Source organism: Microbacterium candidum (genome assembly GCF_030315975.1).
Classification (GTDB): Bacteria; Actinomycetota; Actinomycetes; order Actinomycetales; family Microbacteriaceae; genus Microbacterium; species Microbacterium candidum.
Window position 1 is genome coordinate 72,510 of record NZ_JASXSZ010000009.1, and the last position, 15,242, is coordinate 87,751.

A 15,242-nucleotide genomic window follows, 5' to 3' on the forward strand; every position below is an offset into this window, starting at 1 on the left:
CGATGTCTCTCGGTTCGTATCTCCTGAGGCGACTCGGGGGGCTGCTCCTGGTACTGCTGGTGACCTCGTTCCTCGTGTTCGGGTTGCTGTACCTGGCGCCGGGCAGCCCCCTCGCCTTCATCCTCGGTCCGCGCGGGGGCAGCCCCGCGCAGATCGCGGCCGCGATCGCGCACTACCACCTGAACGACCCGTTCATCGTCCGGTATGTGACGTGGCTCGGCGATGTGCTGCACGGCAACTTCGGATTCTCGATCGTCTACCGGCAGCCCGTGGCGGACCTCATCGCCTCGCGCGCCGGGACGACGACCGCCCTCGTCGCCTACGCCGCCATCATCATCGCCATCGTCGGCATCCTGGCCGGCCTGATCGCCGCACTGCGCGGCGGTTGGGCCGACCAGGTCATCTCGTCGCTCGCGGCGATCGGGCTGTCCACGCCCGTGTTCGTCATCGGCGTCGCGCTCATCAGCCTCTTCGCCGTCACGCTCGGCTGGTTCCCCACCTTCGGGGTGGGGACCGGCGGGCTCGACACGCTGTGGCATCTCACCCTCCCCGCGATCGCGCTCTCGGTGGCCAGCGGCGCCTACTTGGCCCGCATCACCCGGACCGCGGTCAACGAGGAGAGCGGGAAGGAGCACGTGCAGACGGCGACCGTGCGCGGACTGTCGTCCGGGTTGATCGTGCGCCGGCACGTGCTGCGCAACGCCCTCATCCCGATCGTGACCGTCCTCGGCCTCACGATCGCCACCCTGATCGCGGGCGCGGTCGTCGTCGAGAACGTGTTCGCGCTCGACGGCATCGGGTCGCTGCTCGTCAAGGCGATCCTGCAGCGCGACTTCGCGGTCGTGCAGGCCTGTGTGCTGGTGCTCGTCGTGGCGTTCGTCGTCATCAACGCGATCGTCGATGTGCTGTACACGTTCATCGACCCGCGCATCTCCCTGGGGAGCAAGCAATGAGCCTCAAGACGACGTCCCTCGCCGTCGCGAGAGACAACACGCTGATGCGGAAGGAGACCCCCTTCCGCCGTGCGGTCGAAAAGCTGGGGGCGGTCGGATGCGTCGCCACGGTGATCCTCGCGATCATCGTCGTCTGCGCAGCCTTCGCCCCGTGGCTCGCGCCGTACGATCCGAACTACCCCGACCTGGCGAACGCCCTGTCGGGTCCGTCCGCGGATCACCTGCTCGGCACGGACGCCCTGGGTCGCGACCTCTTGTCGCGCCTCATGTGGGGCGCCCGCGTGACGATCGCCGGCCCGGGCCTCGTGATCGTCCTGTCGACGATCATCGGCACCGTGCTCGCGCTCCTCGCGGCATGGCGGGGCAAGCGCACGGATGCCTTCATCGTGTGGGTGCTCGACATCCTGTTCGCGGTTCCCGGCATCGTGTTCGCCCTCATCGCGGTCGCGCTGTGGGGCCCGAACCTGCTGACCGTGGTCGCGGGCCTCGCCATCGCGTACATCCCGTACGTGGCGCGCGTCGTCCGCGGTGCGGCGCTCCGCGAGCGGAACCTGCCGTACGTATCGGCCGCGTGGCTGCAGGGCCACTCCGGGTTCGGCATCACGACCACGCAGATCCTGCCGAACGTGCAGCCGATCGTGATCGCCCAGGCGGTCTCATCGCTCGGGTTCGCCGTGATCGACCTGGCCGCGGTGTCGTTCCTCGGTCTCGGCGTGCAGCCTCCGACTCCCGACCTCGGCCTCATGGTCAAGAGCGGGTTCGATTCGCTGCTGCGCGGATACCCGGGCGAGGCGATCGCGGCGGGCGCCATGATCGTCCTCATCGTCTGGTGCGTCACCATCATCGGCGACCGCCTCATCTCCAACGCGAGGAGCATGTCATGACCGGGCCCCTGCTTCGGCTCGAGGACGTGCAGGCGACGCTGCGCCTGCGCCACAGCGAGCAGACGCTGCTGAACGGCGTGTCGTTCGAGATCGGCGAAGGCGAGGCCATCGGCCTCGTCGGCGAGTCGGGCTCGGGCAAGTCCCTCACGACGCGCGCGATCACCCGGATGCTGGACCCCAGGTTCCGCGTCACGGGGAAGATCGAGTTCGACGGCACGTCGGTGCTCGACATGTCGAGCTCCGCGCTCCGGCGCTACCGGCAGAACGACGTCGGCATGATCTTCCAGGATCCCCGCGCGCACGTGAACCCGGTGCACACGGTGGGCGACTTCCTCACGGAGGCGCTCGTCCGCGACCGCGGCGTCGACCGGAGGGATGCCGAACGGCGTGCCGTGACGCTCCTCGACGAGGTCGGGGTGCGCAACCCCGAGGCGCGACTCCGGCAGTATCCGCACGAGCTGTCCGGCGGTCTGCTGCAGCGCGTCATGATCGCGAGCGTCCTGCTCGTCGAGCCTCGGCTCATCCTCGCGGACGAGCCGACGACGGCCCTGGATGTCACGGCGCAGTCGGATGTGATGGCGATCCTCGACGAGCAGCGCCGCGCGCGCGGTCTCGCCCTGCTGTTCATCACGCACGACCTCGAGCTCGCGGCGGCCTGCTGCGACCGGCTCGCGGTGATGTACGCCGGCGAGATCGTCGAGCAGGGTCCGCGCGTGTACAACGCGCCCGAGCATCCGTACACGATCGAGCTCATGGGCGCGCGGCCCAGCATCGAGGAGCGGGTGGCGCGGCTTCCCGTCCTCACCTACAACCGGCAGATCCACGACCAGCTGAAGGCGGAGGCATGAGCGCAGACAATGCAGACAATGGCGACGCGATCATCGTCGCGAGCAACCTGAGGAAGATCTTCCCCGCCCCGCGCGGAACGAAGGGCGAGCCGATCCTCGCGGTCGACGACGTCTCGTTCGAGCTGTATCCGGACGAGTGTCTCGCGATCGTGGGGGAGTCCGGCTCCGGCAAGACGACGGTGGCCCGCATGCTCGTGGGCCTGGAGACGGTGACGGGTGGCGAGCTCACCGTGCGCGGCGAGTCGCGCACGAAGGGCGTGCGGCGCCTCGGCGACCGGCGCCGGTGGGCGCGCGAGGTGCAGTACGTGTTCCAGGACCCGTACTCGTCCTTGAACGGACGGCAGCGCATCCTCGACATCATCTCGTCGTCGGTGGCTCTGCACGGCGGTGTCAACGCCAAGGCGCCCAAGCGGGCGGCGCAGGAGATCCTTCTCAGCGTCGGCCTCGGGGAGTCGTTCTGGGCGAAGTATCCGCACCAGCTCTCCGGCGGCCAGCGCCAGCGCGTCGCGATCGCCCGCGCGCTCGCGGCCGATCCCGAGGTCATCGTCCTCGACGAGGCGGTGGCGGCGCTGGATGTGTCGATCCAGGCCCAGATCCTCAACCTCCTGAGCGACATCAAGGCGGCGCGGAGGGTGAGCTACCTGTTCATCTCGCACGACCTCGCCGTGGTCAACCAGATCTCGGACCGCATGATCGTGATGGAGCAGGGCAAGGTGGTGGATGCCGGTGTGACGGCCGAGATCCTCGCCGATCCCGTGCAGCCGTACACGCGCGCGCTGCGTGCGGCGGTGCCGCGGCCGGGATGGAAGCCCGTGCGGCGCGAGCGACTCGCATCGTGAGGTCTGCGCTGTGACGGTCCTGCTGACCGCCGCCCACGTGCTCGCGCACGAGGGCGGCGGTCCCTTCCTGCTGCGTGACGGCGCCGTGCTGGTCGACGGCACGACGATCGCGTGGGTGGGCCCGGCCCACGCCGCTCCGCACGCCGACGAGCGCATCGATCTCGGCGCGGCTCTGCTCATGCCCGGCCTCATCGACCTCGAGGGACTCGCCGACGTCGACCACCTGCAGCTGGACTCGTGGCACGACGACGCCGGGTATGCGCTGCTGCGCTGGTCGCGTGCGTATGCGGACAGCGGTCCGCGCGGGGCGCTGAGCGACGAGGACCGCCGCATCATGCGGCGCTACGCCGTCGCGCAGCTGGCGCTCCACGGCATCACGACGTTCATGCCGATCGCGTCCGAGGTCCACACGGCGTGGGCCGAGACCCACGACGACATCGTGGAGGTCGCCCGCGCCGCACAGGAGTTCGGGCTGCGAACCTTCCTCGGCCCGTCGTACCGCTCCGGGGTTCCGGTGGCCGAGGCCGACGGGACCCCGGCGACGGCGTGGGATGAGGAGCGGGGTGCCGAGGGTCTCGCAGAGGCGGTGCGGTTCCTCGACACCGTGGAGTCGTGGGGCGACCCGCTCGTCACCGGGGTGCTCGCGCCGTGCCGCATCGAGAACGTGAGCGAGGAGCTCCTCCGCGAGACCGGCCGCATCGCCGCCGAGCGCGACGTGCTCGTGCGCGTGCACGCCTTCCAGGAGCTGGACGAGCGGTCGCACTTCGCGGACGTCGCGGGGACGACACAGCTCGGCCTGCTCGCACGCACCGGGCTCCTCAACGAGCGCCTCGTCATCGCGCACGGGGTCTACCTCGACGTGCACTCCGATGTGCACGGCGAGGATCGCGGCGAACTCGCCGCGATCGCGGCCGCCGGCGCATCCATCGTCCACTGCCCGCTGACGAACGCGCGGTACGCGTTCCTGCTCGAGGGCCTTTCGCGGTACCTGGATGCGGGGATCAACATCGCGATGGGCACGGACTCCTTCCCGCCCGACCTCGTGCGGGCGATCGACGAAGGCGTGCAGCTCTCGAAGGCGCAGCACGGGGATCTCACGCGCGGGATGCTGGCCGAGTACGTCGAGGCCGCCACCCTCGGCGGGGCACGGGCTCTACGCCGGCCGGACCTCGGCCGCATCGCACCGGGTGCGGCGGCGGACGTCGTCGCGTTCGCGCTCGACGACGTGCGGCTGGGGGCCGTCGAGGATCCGCTGCGCACGCTGACACTCGCAGGCAGCGGGCGGGACGCGCGGTTCAGCATGGTGGCCGGGCGCATCGTCATGCGCGACGGGCTGCTCCCCGGCGTCGACCTCGAGGAGCTGCGCCGCGAAGGGCAGCGCGTGTTCGATCTGCTGCGCGCGTCCTACGCCGAACGCAGCTGGGCGGACGTCACCCCTGACGATCTCTTCCCGCCGACCTTCCCGGTCCGTTCCTGACGCCGACCGGTCCCCGAGCTTGTCGAGGGGTCGGACCCCTTCGCTACCCTGGCCGAATGGCTGAGAAGGAACCCTTCGTCGTCGCGGATGTCGCGGCGTGGCGCGCCTGGCTCGACGAAAACGAAGACACGTCCGACGGTGTGTGGCTCGTGCTCGCGAAGAAGGGCACGACGTCGCCGACGACCCTGAACTACGCCGCGGCGCTCGACGAGGCGCTGTGCAGCGGGTGGATCGACGGACAGAAGGCGGGCGGGGATGCCGCGACCTTCCTGCAGCGCTTCACACCCAGGCGGAAGGCGTCGCTGTGGTCGAAGCGCAATGTCGAGCTCGTCGCGCGGCTCTCCGACGAGGGCAGGATGCGTCCCCGTGGGCAGGCAGAGATCGACAGGGCGAAGGCCGACGGCCGCTGGGAGCGGGCGTACGCGGGCGCCTCGACCGCCCAGGTGCCCGACGACCTGGCGGCCGCGCTCGCGGCGGAGCCGGCAGCATCCGCCCTCTTCGCGGAACTCGACGCGGCCAACCGCTATTCGGTCCTGCACCGCGTGTCGACGGCGGCGACACCGACGACGCGCGCGAACCGCATCGAACGGCTGGTCGCGATGCTCGCGCGCGGGGAGACGCCGCACCCGCGTCCCTGAGCACTGTCCATCCGATCATCGGCGAGACTGGATGCAAATGGCTGAACCGACGCTCATCCTCATCGACAACGACCCCCGCGACTACGCCTGGGGCATTCCCGGCGGCATCTCCCGCCTCCTCGGCCGCGCCGACACCGACGCTCCCGAGGCCGAGCTGTGGCTCGGCGCCCACCCGCTGTCGCCGAGCCGCATCGTCGGCGAGCCGGGTTTGACCGACCTCCACGCGTGGGAGCAGTCGTCGGGCTCGCACCTGGCGTTCCTGCTGAAGATCCTGGCGGCGGATCATCCGCTCTCGCTGCAGGCGCACCCGACGCCGGACCAGGCCGCCGAGGGGTTCGCCCGCGAAGAATCCGAGGGCATTCCGCGGGATGCGGCGCATCGCAACTACAAGGACCCGTCGGCCAAGCCCGAGGTCATCGTCGCCCTCGAGGACGGCTTCGAGGCGCTGTGCGGCTTCCGCCCGGTCGGTGAGGTGCTCGCCGTCATCGACGCGCTCGAGCTGCGCTATCCCGACCCGGTGTTCGGCGCGTGGCGCGAGCGCGTGGAGTCGTCGGTGGAGCGGGCGTTCACGTGGCTTCTCACGCCCGGCGTCGAGCAGCGGCACCTCGTCACACTCCTCACCGACATCGCCGAGACGCACCCGCGTGGCGAGAGCCTCCTCGCGTGGATGGTGGAGGAGAACCCGGGCGATGCCGGCATCCCCATCGCGCTCATGCTCAACCATGTGACGCTGAATGCGGGTGAGGCGCTGTGGCTGCCCGCCGGCAACATCCACGCCTACCTGCGCGGTATCGGGGTCGAGATCATGGGTCCGAGCGACAACGTGCTCCGCGGCGGATTCACACCCAAGCACGTCGACGTCGCCGAGCTGCAGCGCGTGCTCGACTTCACGGCCGCCCCGATGCCACTGCTGAAGCCGGAGCGCATCGACGACGCGATCGTCGCCTACCGCCCGCCGGTGGGTTTCGAGCTCTACGCCATCACGGGCGACACGACGGTCGAGCTCGCCGCGCCGGGCATCGCGGCGGCTGTCGACGGCGCGTTCGAGATCGTGACGGACGGCGAGCGGATGCGGCTTCCCCACGGCTCGTTCGCGCTCATCGCGAACCCCGCCACCCTCCGGATCACCGGAACCGGCCGGCTCTTCATCGCCGCGGGACGCTGAGCATGCTGATCGAGTTCGAGGGCGAGGTGTGGCGCTGGAGCGCGCGCACCGATTCCTGGTTCTTCACGGCATTGCCGCCTGAGCTGAGCGCCGACATCCGCGAGATCCCGCGGCCGCACCGTGGATTCGGCTCGGTGCGGGTGCACGCCCGCATCGGCGGCTCGAGCTGGACGACCTCGATCTTCCCCGACTCGTCCCGCGAGGCCTACGTCCTGCCGCTGAAGAAATCGGTCCGGGATGCCGAGTCCCTCGGTGACGGCGACATCGCCGTCGTCTCGCTCGAGGTCCTCGACGCGTAGCGCTCAGCGATCCTCGGGTTCACTCTGATCGCGTCGCAAATGCCGCGAGCACCGATCGTTCCGGTCAGGAGGTCCGAGGCCGTGCGCCCGGTACAACGCGGGTGCTGCCTCGCACGGATGCCGAGACCCTCGGCGACGCCGGCTTCACCGTGGTCTCGTTCGACGTGTCGGACGCGGAGCGGCCCGCGTTGAGGGAGCGGCCCGCAGCGAGACGAAGAAGGACCGCATGTGCGGATCCCGCGAGCTCGAACCACGTGTCCACAGCGGCGGCGTCGTCGCTTGCGCTGAGCGTATCGGCGCGGTGGCGGAGCGAGACTGCGGCCGCGCCAAAGTCGCGCGCCTCAGCGGCCGACCGCGCCGCGCGTTCGGCGGGCCGCAGGCAGAGGTTCAGGCCCGCGGATATCGCCGCGACGATGCCGAGGAGGATGACCGGGAGGCTCATCCACGTGGCGCCTCCCGCGAACTTGTCGAAGACGGCGTGGAGGACGGTGAGGGCCCCGGCGCCGACGGCGATCGACGTCAATGCGGCCGACCATCGCACCATCGTCCGCGCCCGCCGTCGGCACCGCTCTTGGCCGGCGTCGAGTTCGGCGAGCATCGCGTGAACGATGGCGATGGCCGCGTCTTCCCCAGTGGTGGTCACGACATCAGGGAGGCCGCTCGGCCCCCGGCGATACATCGTGGGTCCAGAACAGGCGACGAGCCCCGGGCGTGGCCCGAGGCTCGTCGCGTTCGGACTAAGGAACGTCGCAGGTGAGGGTCATCTTGTCGAACGACACGACCGGCTGCTGCGAGACGGCGTTCCAGCCGACGTGCGCGGTCTGGTGGCCGATCTCGCTGTACACCCGACCGGTGATGGGGTCGGTGGCGGTCAGCCGGAAGCTGCTCGTCGACGAGTTGTTCTGGTTCTGGCGGTTGATGTTCACTCCCCACCAGACGTTGATCTTGCCGGACCAGTCGAGCCCGTTGAAGTGGGCGGTGACCTGACCCGTCTCGGTGAACGTGCCCCACATCTCGTCCGCGGGGTAGGGGAAGTAGGTGAAGTGCATGACCTCGTTGCCGTCGATGGTCGGGTTCACCGTGGCGTTCGTACAGAAGTCCTGGTCGCCGGTTTCAGTCCACGTGCCGTGCTGGTGCGTCGTCTGGGTGACGGTGTGGCCGGTGCCTCCGGTGTCGGCGAAGGCCATCGATCCGCCGATCGGGATCGACAGAAGGACGGCGGCCGAGGCTGCGAACAGTGCGAGTGTGCGTGAACGCATGGTGATCTCCTTCGATTCGTGATCTCGTCCGTCGAGGTGGCTGGCGCGTTGTCGCCGCGTCGATGCAGGCGGACGTGAGGTCAGAGCGCGGGCCGCATGGGGCGATACGACGTCGAGCGGATGCATCGGGCGCTCATCGGCTTCTCCCGGCTTCCGCGTGGCGAGGATACGGCGCAACCGCATCACGACCGGTACGCCCCACGCACGAGACGGTCATGAGCATCCGAGCATCCGAGCATCCGAGCATCCGAGCATCCGAGCTTCGGAGCTTCGGAGCTTCGGAGCATCCGACGTCGACGTCGTTCCGGTCGCGCCGGTGACGCCCGGCCGCTGTCAGAAGGGTGGGGTTGGGTCGTCGGGGTGGTGGGGGTCGTATTCGGTGTCGATGAATTGGACGGTGCTGGGTGGTCGGTCGTAGTGGACGCGTCGGGTGGGTGTGATCCAGCGGAGGATGCCGCCGGGGAGTTGTTCGACGGTCCAGTCGGTGTCGTGTTTGAGGGTGTGGTGTCGGCGGCAGAGGTGGGCGAGGTTGTGCAGTGCGGTGGGGCCGCCGTGGGCCCAGTCGATGGTGTGGTCGATGTCGGCGTTGGTGACGGGTCCGCGGGCGGGGCGGCGGCAGCCGGGGAACCGGCATCGCACGTCCCTGACGCGGAGGAGCCGGCGTTGCTTCTTGGAGGGCCGGTGGGTGTCCACGCAGGTCGGGATGCGGGTGGCGGGGTCGCGGAACACGCGGGTCCAGGTGGGGGCGTGGGCGGCGAGGATGCGGGCGGTGTGGGTGTCGACGGGTCCGGCGCCGGGGATGAGCGCCCCGCCGGCCGTGTCCCCGGCGAGCACGGTGGCCGGCAGTTCGATGTGGATGACGCCGCGGAGGTCGGCGAGCCGGGCCCGATGTTCGTTGTCGGTGCCGTGTCCGGTGACCCCGTTGGTCAGCAGCAGGTCGATCGCGACGTCCGCGCGGATCTGCGTGAGCGTGCGGTCATCGGCCGGGTGGGTGTCCAGCAACTCGTCGATCATGCTGGTTGCGTCAGTGTCGGCGGTACCCCCGTTGGCGGCACCCGGTCCGCGGCCCGCCCGTCCTGCAGCCATCCCATCTGATCCGTCGTTTCCGACGGCGGCACGCGCCGCCGCCGCGGCGGCGGCCGCCGCTTCTTCCTTCGCGGCCGCGACGTTCTCGTGGTGGAGGTCGGCGGCGATGCGGGTGAGGCGGTCGTGGATGCCGTGGATCTGTGCGGTGGGCCCGTCGACCTGCAGCCGGGTCAGCCCGGGTTCGAGGTCGCGGATGGTGGTGCGGCGGCGGGTGACCGCATCCTGCACCCGGTTCTCGGTGCCGTCCGGGTCGAGCCGGGTGATCAGATCCGACAGCAACCCCCGCAACCGGGCCGGAGTCTCCGTGCGCGCCCAGTCCAGCGCGGTCTGCTCATACTCGGCCCGCATGTCCTCATCGGTGAGGTCGATGCCGAGCTCGGCGATGATGTCGGCGTGGGCGCCGTCGATGCGCCCATAACCGAGTTCGGTCAGGGTGTCGGGGAAACGTTCTTGGAGGGTGTGGGCGAGGTTGATCTTCCGGGCGACGGCGTATTCGCTGATCTGCAGCGCCGCGGCCAGTTCTGCCTGGACCTCGCGGACGGCGAGCTGGGAGCCCTGCCCGACCGCATCGGTCGCCTTCTGATAGTGCTCGTCTTCGCGGACCTCGATGACGGTCGCCGCCCACGCGAACAGCGCCCGTTCCGATGCGTCGAGCACGGCCTTGTGCGACCGCACCGCCTGCAGGTCGGCGACCAAGCCCTCCAGCAGATCCAGCCCGACCTTCCGGTTCGTCGGCGCAGGAGTCACGAGCGTCATGCGCGCCTCCTCCACCATCGAACCGATACGAACATAGTATCGAAGCTAAGGAACAATGACAAGGTCTTTGGTTCGATCATTTGGCACCATCCTTCTCCATGTGATGGTCGCCGATTCGAACGGAGTATCGGTGCTGGAGCTGGCGGGATGAGGACTGCGTTTCGGCTGGCTACGCTCGCTCAACGACCCGGGCGGGGAGCTGCGTGGATCGGCTGCGTTTCGACTCGCTGCGCTCGCTCAACGACCCGGGCGGGGAGCTGCGTGGATCGGCTGCGTTTCGTCTCGCTGCGCTCGCTCAACGACCCGGGCGGGGAGCTGCGTGGATCGGCTGCGTTTCGTCTCGCTGCGCTCGCTCAACGACCCGCACAAGATCAGCTGCGTTTCGTCTCGCTGCGCTCTCTCAACGGCCCACGCGAGGGCCCTTCGTCTCGTCTCGCTGCGCTCGCTGAACGACCGGCGCGGTCCGACTGTGCTTCGCCGGCTCGGCATCCCGCAGGCCGGAACGCCCTCCAGCACCGCACTGCTCGCCCGGAGCACACCCACAAACCCTGAGGAAAACCTGAGCCAGCGCGCATTGACCCTCCATCCCGATCGGCCGAAGATCTAGTGCAAGGGGACGCGGACGGCGGGGATCCGCGAGAACGCCGGGGGAGCAACGACGCGCCTGACCCACCGTTCGGGGGAGCGGGGGCCGGGCGCGTCGCTCCGTCTGCGGAGCGCACGGAAGCGCGAGCCACGCACAAAAGCGCGCCGCATCCCGCCATTCTCAGCGGATCTCAGGTTGACCCGGGCGCCTCCGCGCGGGCAGGATCATTCGAGCGGATACATCGGATCCGCGTATCTCGTTCTGGGGAGCGGGAAAAAGACGCACCTGGACGCCAGTGGGGACCGGCGACCGGGTGCGTCGCTCTCTTTCTCGGCCGCGGCCGACTCGTCGCCTCGCAGCGCGGGAACCTATCGCCCGCCCCGGCGGTCTCGCTCCAGTCCGCGATCCCCGGCATTGCCTGATCCAGTGCGCCCGCGCGCGACCGGCAGCACCCCGAGAGCAATCGTCACCGTCCCGCCCGGGAAGCCCAGGCTCGCACAACCTTGTCCTGGCGCGTCCGAGCACATCCTTCCTCTCCTCGCACGTGGTGGTCATCGCGTGGGACCGCCGACGGGAGCCAGGGAGTGGATGCCGACCTCCCTCCGGGGCGCCCTTCGGCGGCGGACTCCTCGAAACGTGAAGAAATCTTGAGGCGCCCGGCGTTGACCCATGGATCGTCCGCCCCGAGACTCATTGGCGGGAATGCGGTCGACCGCTGGGGACAGTCGCATCTCCCGCTCTGGGGAGCGAACGACGCCTCTTCTGTCCGTGGAGGCCGCTGGATGCGTCGTACTCGCTGATCGTGCCGACCTCGCCCAGCGAGGACTCTGTCACGACAGCGTTCGCAGACATCGTCGCGATCAGCGGGTTTCCTGGGCCGGCGCGGCGATTCAGTGGATGCCGCAGCCGACCACCCGGTAGAGAGCCGTCAGCCGACTCCGCATCCAGTGACCTTGTAGAGCGCAGAGTTGCCGGAGCGATAGACGAGCGATGCGTTCGGCGACTCTGCAAGATTCGCGACGCCCGGTAGTTTCGGTCGATTCGGCATCACCTTATCGGGATGGAGATCTAGGACCCACTTGACACCGAGCTCCCGGGCGGCGCGACAGCCGGGGCCACTCGCTGCCGAGGTCGAGAACGAATCAAGGAACGTCATGGTGGACGATGGCTTCTGCGCGAGCAAGTGCGTGACGAGCACCGGCCGCCCGGTGAGTGCGTAGGCGAGGCTCGCGCCGCTCCACGGGTTGCCGGCGATCAGATCAGTCCGCGGTACGTGCTCGTCGACATACGCGAACACCTTCCGATCGTCGCGGTCGATCGCGAGGGGCGAGATGAGTCCATTGTCAGTGGGCGTGAACATCTGGTTGGTCCAGAAGACGGCCCACGTCGCGGGACCGAACTGCACCGCCACCAGGGCTGCAAAGCCCACTGCTGCTATCGCGAAGAGCGGACGGCGGCGTGGATGCGGCCTGAAGTCGAGCCGCGTCTGGACAGACCGCCAGACGCAATCGGCACCGCGAGCCGCGAGAGGCACGACGGTCAGTGGAATGAACGCCGCGACCCTCGTCGCGTCGCCGTACCAGGGCTGGGAGAGCACGAGTCGGAAGAATTCATCGTGACTGCTCGCTGCGAGATAGACGAAGGATGCGGCAGCCCAGAGGCCGAGCGCGATGAGGTCGCCTGAACGATGCGCGCGCGCGGCGACGACGACTCCGACGATCGTCGCCGCAGCTAGTGCTATCGCAACGTCTTGACCGCCATACGCCCCCAACAACAGCTCTCCGATGGCTTGGGCTGCACTCATGCGAGGCGAGTCAGGCTGGACTATTGCCGGGCGGACGATGACGAGCACCGCCAGCACAATCGCGACATACAGGATGGCGAGCAGCACAGCCAATCGAACGCGGCCGGATGGGGTCCGGGACCACGACCAGAGACCCACAATGACGATCGGCGCTGCGAGGGCGACCAACATGACGGCCGCGGACGGATGCGAGTCCGCGATCCCCGGGCCGCAGATCGCGGCCACGATCAGTGCCGTCCACGATCCAGGCTCTGGGAGTCTTCGGACGACGACAACCAACGTTGCGAGTACAGCGGGCAAGAGGGCGATGGACAGAATCAGTGGATACGTGCCCATGTAGGGGAGCAGCATCAGCGGATACATCGCGAAGCTCGCGCTCGCGAGTCCCGCGCCGATGAGGAGTGGTGCGCGTCCACCGAAGAGTGCGCGGCTTAGCAGCACTGCCCCGAGCGGCCAGACAGCGCACGCCACGACGAAGAAGACGGCGTTGGTGGCGACCGGGATGGATGCTCCCGACAATTGGCACGTCAGCGCGACAATCGCGTGCCACGCGGACGGGTAGGCCGCAGTCCCGGGCGACATCTTCGCGACTCCGCTCGGACTAGCATCGCCGTGGTCGAGAATCCATCTCACGGCATTGAGGTGGAAGATGTTGTCTCCAGCTTGATCGAACCAGGTCGGCTGTCCGATGGCCAGGATCACTCGTATCCCCAGGAGGAGCGCGGCGAGCCCCACGGCGGTCGGCGCGATCCACACGGCGCGGGTGCGCGCAGTGATTCGGCCGCGTAGCGCTGGGACGAGGGATGCCAGTCCCAGAAGCACAGCCGAAATGAGTATCGCGAATACCATCACCACCCACGGCGCCCAGTGCACACCAAGGGCCGGACTGATGACTGATGCCAGCGCGATGAGCGACACGCCCATCACTGGCGCCGTTGCTGCGAGCCAGAGCCCCCGCAGGCGTAAGGCGAGGCCGGCCAGCGCTCCGGGCGCGCCGAGCATTGCGACCGCACATGTGGCAGCCCAGAGGAAATTCCACCAATCCACCGAGTCCCCATCCTCGTCTGGTCTCGCTGAGCCTATGCGCCGATCATCGGCTCTGCCACCTTCCTTCGGGTCACGGTTGCTGGTCGATTCGAAATCCTGAGGAAAACTTGAGGCGATCTCCGTTGACGAGCCGCTGTGGGGCCATGCACACTCAACGAGGAGGAGCGGCCGACCACTGGGGGATGTCGCCGATCTCGTTCTGGGGAGCGAATGACGCATTTGGTCATTGCATGCGCGCCATCGACGCATGTGCAATGCACTTATGGATTGCGCCTGGTCGCCGCATCGGTGACCAGATGCGTCGACTCACGCCACTCAGCGCGCCAATGTGTCCGACACACCTCTGGGGAGTGAGCGCTCATGCGTACGACAATCAGCAACTACATCGATGCTGCGAAGCGGCGGAAGAAGGAAGAGACGGGCGAGGAGGGCTTCTCGCTGATCGAGCTCATCATCGTGGTTGTGATCATCGGCATTCTGGTTGCGATTGCGATTCCGATCTTCATGAACATCCAGAAGCAGGCGGCAGACAACGCGGTCAAGGCTGCGGCCGCGAACGGTGCGACGGCCGCTGCGGCCGCGTTTGCCGGTACCAATGTCTCTGGGGCGACCACGGTGGACCCGAGCACGGCTGCATCTTCGGCTGGTTCGAATGGCATCACGGTACAGATGCGGGCGTCGAGCACCAATGTGAGCAACGTTTGCGTGGATGCGTGGGCCGCCAGCGGCTCCACCTACACAAGCGGCTCGACTTTCCACACTGGTCCGGGCTGCCCGTAATCCCGAGATCGGCCGAGGTGCACCAGTCCGGTGGGGTCTGCAAGACCGATTCCACCGGACTGTGACAACTGCACGGGGTTGGAGCGGTTCATATGCGAGTAACAATGGGGCGGTCCGAGGGAGCAGATTCGGACAAATCGCAGGACGGCTTCTCATTGATCGAGTTGATCGTTGTGGTTGTGATAATTGGTATTCTCGTCGCCATCGCTATGCCGATCTTCATGAACGTCGAGTCAAACGCGCAGACGAACGCTGTCAAGGCCGCCGCCGCGAATGGTGCAGCCGCCGCAGCAGCCTCGTTCGCTCAGGGGTCTTCAGCTCCTACAGATCCTTCGGCCGCCGCCAAAAGTGCAGGCCGCGACAGTATTTCTGTCGACCTGACGTCCGGGACCAACGCCACCGACCTCTGCGTAACCGCTAAGGGCTATGCAAAGATCGCCACTGCTGGCCCTGGGTGTCCGTGAGACTGTCGATTGAACGTGGGTGATGAACGGATGCACAGCAAACTGATAACCACAGACTGTTGACGCGGAATGCTGGCAGGCGGACACTCGCGGGTGGGGATATGTCGGCATCACTGTGGTGACGACGACGTTCTCACTCTGGGGAGTGGGTACTCAAATTGGCTCAGTCAATACGGATGCCTGCTGTCGAATCGGAGCAGTAATTTCACAATACCTGGGGAGTAAGCGCATGCGCGTGACTGTAAGCAATTACATCGATGCTGCGAAGCGGCGGAAGAAGGAAGAGACGGGCGTGGAGGGCTTCTCGCTGATCGAGCTCATCATCGTGGTTGTGATCATCGGCATTCTGGTTGCGAT

15 protein-coding genes are annotated in these 15,242 nt (G+C 68.0%); 11 read left to right on the forward strand and 4 right to left on the reverse strand.

Annotated elements, in window-relative coordinates; translation table 11 throughout:
- The first annotated feature begins 2 nt into the window (after positions 1-2).
- Genes QSV35_RS19595 through QSV35_RS19630 form a run of 8 tightly spaced genes read left to right on the forward strand, consistent with a single transcriptional unit; the run spans position 3 to position 7,103 of the window.
- Entirely contained in the window at positions 3-953 is a 951-nt protein-coding gene (locus tag QSV35_RS19595; RefSeq protein WP_286290678.1) for an ABC transporter permease, read from the forward strand.
- Positions 950-1,837 carry an ABC transporter permease gene (locus tag QSV35_RS19600; protein WP_286290679.1) on the forward strand — a complete coding sequence of 296 codons (888 nt, stop codon included), beginning with the start codon at positions 950-952 and terminating at the stop codon, positions 1,835-1,837. The genes QSV35_RS19595 and QSV35_RS19600 overlap by 4 nt, the downstream gene beginning before the upstream one ends.
- Positions 1,834-2,685 carry an ABC transporter ATP-binding protein gene (locus QSV35_RS19605; RefSeq protein WP_286290681.1) on the forward strand — a complete coding sequence of 284 codons (852 nt, stop codon included), beginning with the start codon at positions 1,834-1,836 and terminating at the stop codon, positions 2,683-2,685. Before QSV35_RS19600 ends, QSV35_RS19605 begins: the two co-directional genes overlap by 4 nt.
- Entirely contained in the window at positions 2,682-3,524 is an 843-nt protein-coding gene (locus QSV35_RS19610; protein WP_286290682.1) for an ABC transporter ATP-binding protein, read from the forward strand. Before QSV35_RS19605 ends, QSV35_RS19610 begins: the two co-directional genes overlap by 4 nt.
- Positions 3,525-3,534: 10 nt before the next feature.
- The gene (locus tag QSV35_RS19615) at positions 3,535-5,001 is read left to right on the forward strand and encodes a chlorohydrolase family protein (RefSeq protein ID WP_286290683.1); all 1,467 of its coding nucleotides are present in this window, start codon (positions 3,535-3,537) and stop codon (positions 4,999-5,001) included.
- A gap of 56 nt (positions 5,002-5,057) precedes the next feature.
- Positions 5,058-5,639, forward strand: coding sequence for a YdeI/OmpD-associated family protein (locus tag QSV35_RS19620; RefSeq protein WP_286290684.1), 582 nt, complete (start codon positions 5,058-5,060; stop codon positions 5,637-5,639).
- Positions 5,640-5,676: 37 nt separating this feature from the next.
- Positions 5,677-6,804 (forward strand): mannose-6-phosphate isomerase, class I, encoded by a 1,128-nt coding sequence (gene manA / locus QSV35_RS19625; protein WP_286290685.1) that lies wholly within the window; start codon positions 5,677-5,679, stop codon positions 6,802-6,804.
- A gap of 2 nt (positions 6,805-6,806) precedes the next feature.
- Entirely contained in the window at positions 6,807-7,103 is a 297-nt protein-coding gene (locus tag QSV35_RS19630) for a DUF1905 domain-containing protein (protein ID WP_286290686.1), read from the forward strand.
- Between the two features lie 64 nt (positions 7,104-7,167).
- Here QSV35_RS19630 and QSV35_RS19635 read toward each other — a convergent pair whose 3' ends face one another.
- From QSV35_RS19635 to QSV35_RS19650, 4 genes are all read right to left on the reverse strand, one after another.
- Entirely contained in the window at positions 7,168-7,746 is a 579-nt protein-coding gene (locus QSV35_RS19635) for a hypothetical protein (RefSeq protein WP_286290687.1), read from the reverse strand.
- A 94-nt stretch (positions 7,747-7,840) separates the two neighbouring features.
- On the reverse strand, positions 7,841-8,362 hold the full coding sequence (locus tag QSV35_RS19640) for a hypothetical protein (RefSeq protein ID WP_286290688.1): 522 nt from the start codon (positions 8,360-8,362) through the stop codon (positions 7,841-7,843).
- A 333-nt stretch (positions 8,363-8,695) separates the two neighbouring features.
- On the reverse strand, positions 8,696-10,204 hold the full coding sequence (locus tag QSV35_RS19645; protein WP_286290689.1) for an HNH endonuclease signature motif containing protein: 1,509 nt from the start codon (positions 10,202-10,204) through the stop codon (positions 8,696-8,698).
- A 1,514-nt stretch (positions 10,205-11,718) separates the two neighbouring features.
- A complete protein-coding gene (locus QSV35_RS19650; RefSeq protein ID WP_286290690.1) occupies positions 11,719-13,641 on the reverse strand; it encodes a DUF6541 family protein in 1,923 nt (640 codons plus the stop codon).
- A gap of 360 nt (positions 13,642-14,001) precedes the next feature.
- Between QSV35_RS19650 and QSV35_RS19655 the strand changes: the two genes are divergently transcribed.
- The 3 genes from QSV35_RS19655 to QSV35_RS20060 all read left to right on the forward strand — a co-directional run.
- Positions 14,002-14,421, forward strand: coding sequence for a prepilin-type N-terminal cleavage/methylation domain-containing protein (locus tag QSV35_RS19655; RefSeq protein ID WP_286290691.1), 420 nt, complete (start codon positions 14,002-14,004; stop codon positions 14,419-14,421).
- Positions 14,422-14,525: 104 nt separating this feature from the next.
- Complete coding sequence (locus QSV35_RS19660) at positions 14,526-14,885, forward strand: prepilin-type N-terminal cleavage/methylation domain-containing protein (RefSeq protein ID WP_286290463.1); 360 nt, start codon at positions 14,526-14,528, stop codon at positions 14,883-14,885.
- 229 nt (positions 14,886-15,114) lie between these two features.
- Positions 15,115-15,242: prepilin-type N-terminal cleavage/methylation domain-containing protein (locus QSV35_RS20060; RefSeq protein ID WP_353618993.1), on the forward strand; the 128-nt coding region annotated here is incomplete at its 3' end.

Excerpts from the sequence above, each read along its gene's own strand:
- QSV35_RS19595 (WP_286290678.1), top strand. The coding sequence starts at position 3 with ATGTCTCTCGGTTCGTATCTCCTGAGGCGACTCGGGGGGCTGCTCCTG.
- QSV35_RS19645 (WP_286290689.1), bottom strand. The coding sequence starts at position 10,204 with ATGACGCTCGTGACTCCTGCGCCGACGAACCGGAAGGTCGGGCTGGAT.
- QSV35_RS19610 (WP_286290682.1), top strand. The coding sequence starts at position 2,682 with ATGAGCGCAGACAATGCAGACAATGGCGACGCGATCATCGTCGCGAGC.
- QSV35_RS19605 (WP_286290681.1), top strand. The coding sequence starts at position 1,834 with ATGACCGGGCCCCTGCTTCGGCTCGAGGACGTGCAGGCGACGCTGCGC.
- QSV35_RS19640 (WP_286290688.1), bottom strand. The coding sequence starts at position 8,362 with ATGCGTTCACGCACACTCGCACTGTTCGCAGCCTCGGCCGCCGTCCTT.
- QSV35_RS19655 (WP_286290691.1), top strand. The coding sequence starts at position 14,002 with ATGCGTACGACAATCAGCAACTACATCGATGCTGCGAAGCGGCGGAAG.
- QSV35_RS19630 (WP_286290686.1), top strand. The coding sequence starts at position 6,807 with ATGCTGATCGAGTTCGAGGGCGAGGTGTGGCGCTGGAGCGCGCGCACC.
- manA (WP_286290685.1), top strand. The coding sequence starts at position 5,677 with ATGGCTGAACCGACGCTCATCCTCATCGACAACGACCCCCGCGACTAC.
- QSV35_RS19620 (WP_286290684.1), top strand. The coding sequence starts at position 5,058 with ATGGCTGAGAAGGAACCCTTCGTCGTCGCGGATGTCGCGGCGTGGCGC.
- QSV35_RS19660 (WP_286290463.1), top strand. The coding sequence starts at position 14,526 with ATGGGGCGGTCCGAGGGAGCAGATTCGGACAAATCGCAGGACGGCTTC.
- QSV35_RS19600 (WP_286290679.1), top strand. The coding sequence starts at position 950 with ATGAGCCTCAAGACGACGTCCCTCGCCGTCGCGAGAGACAACACGCTG.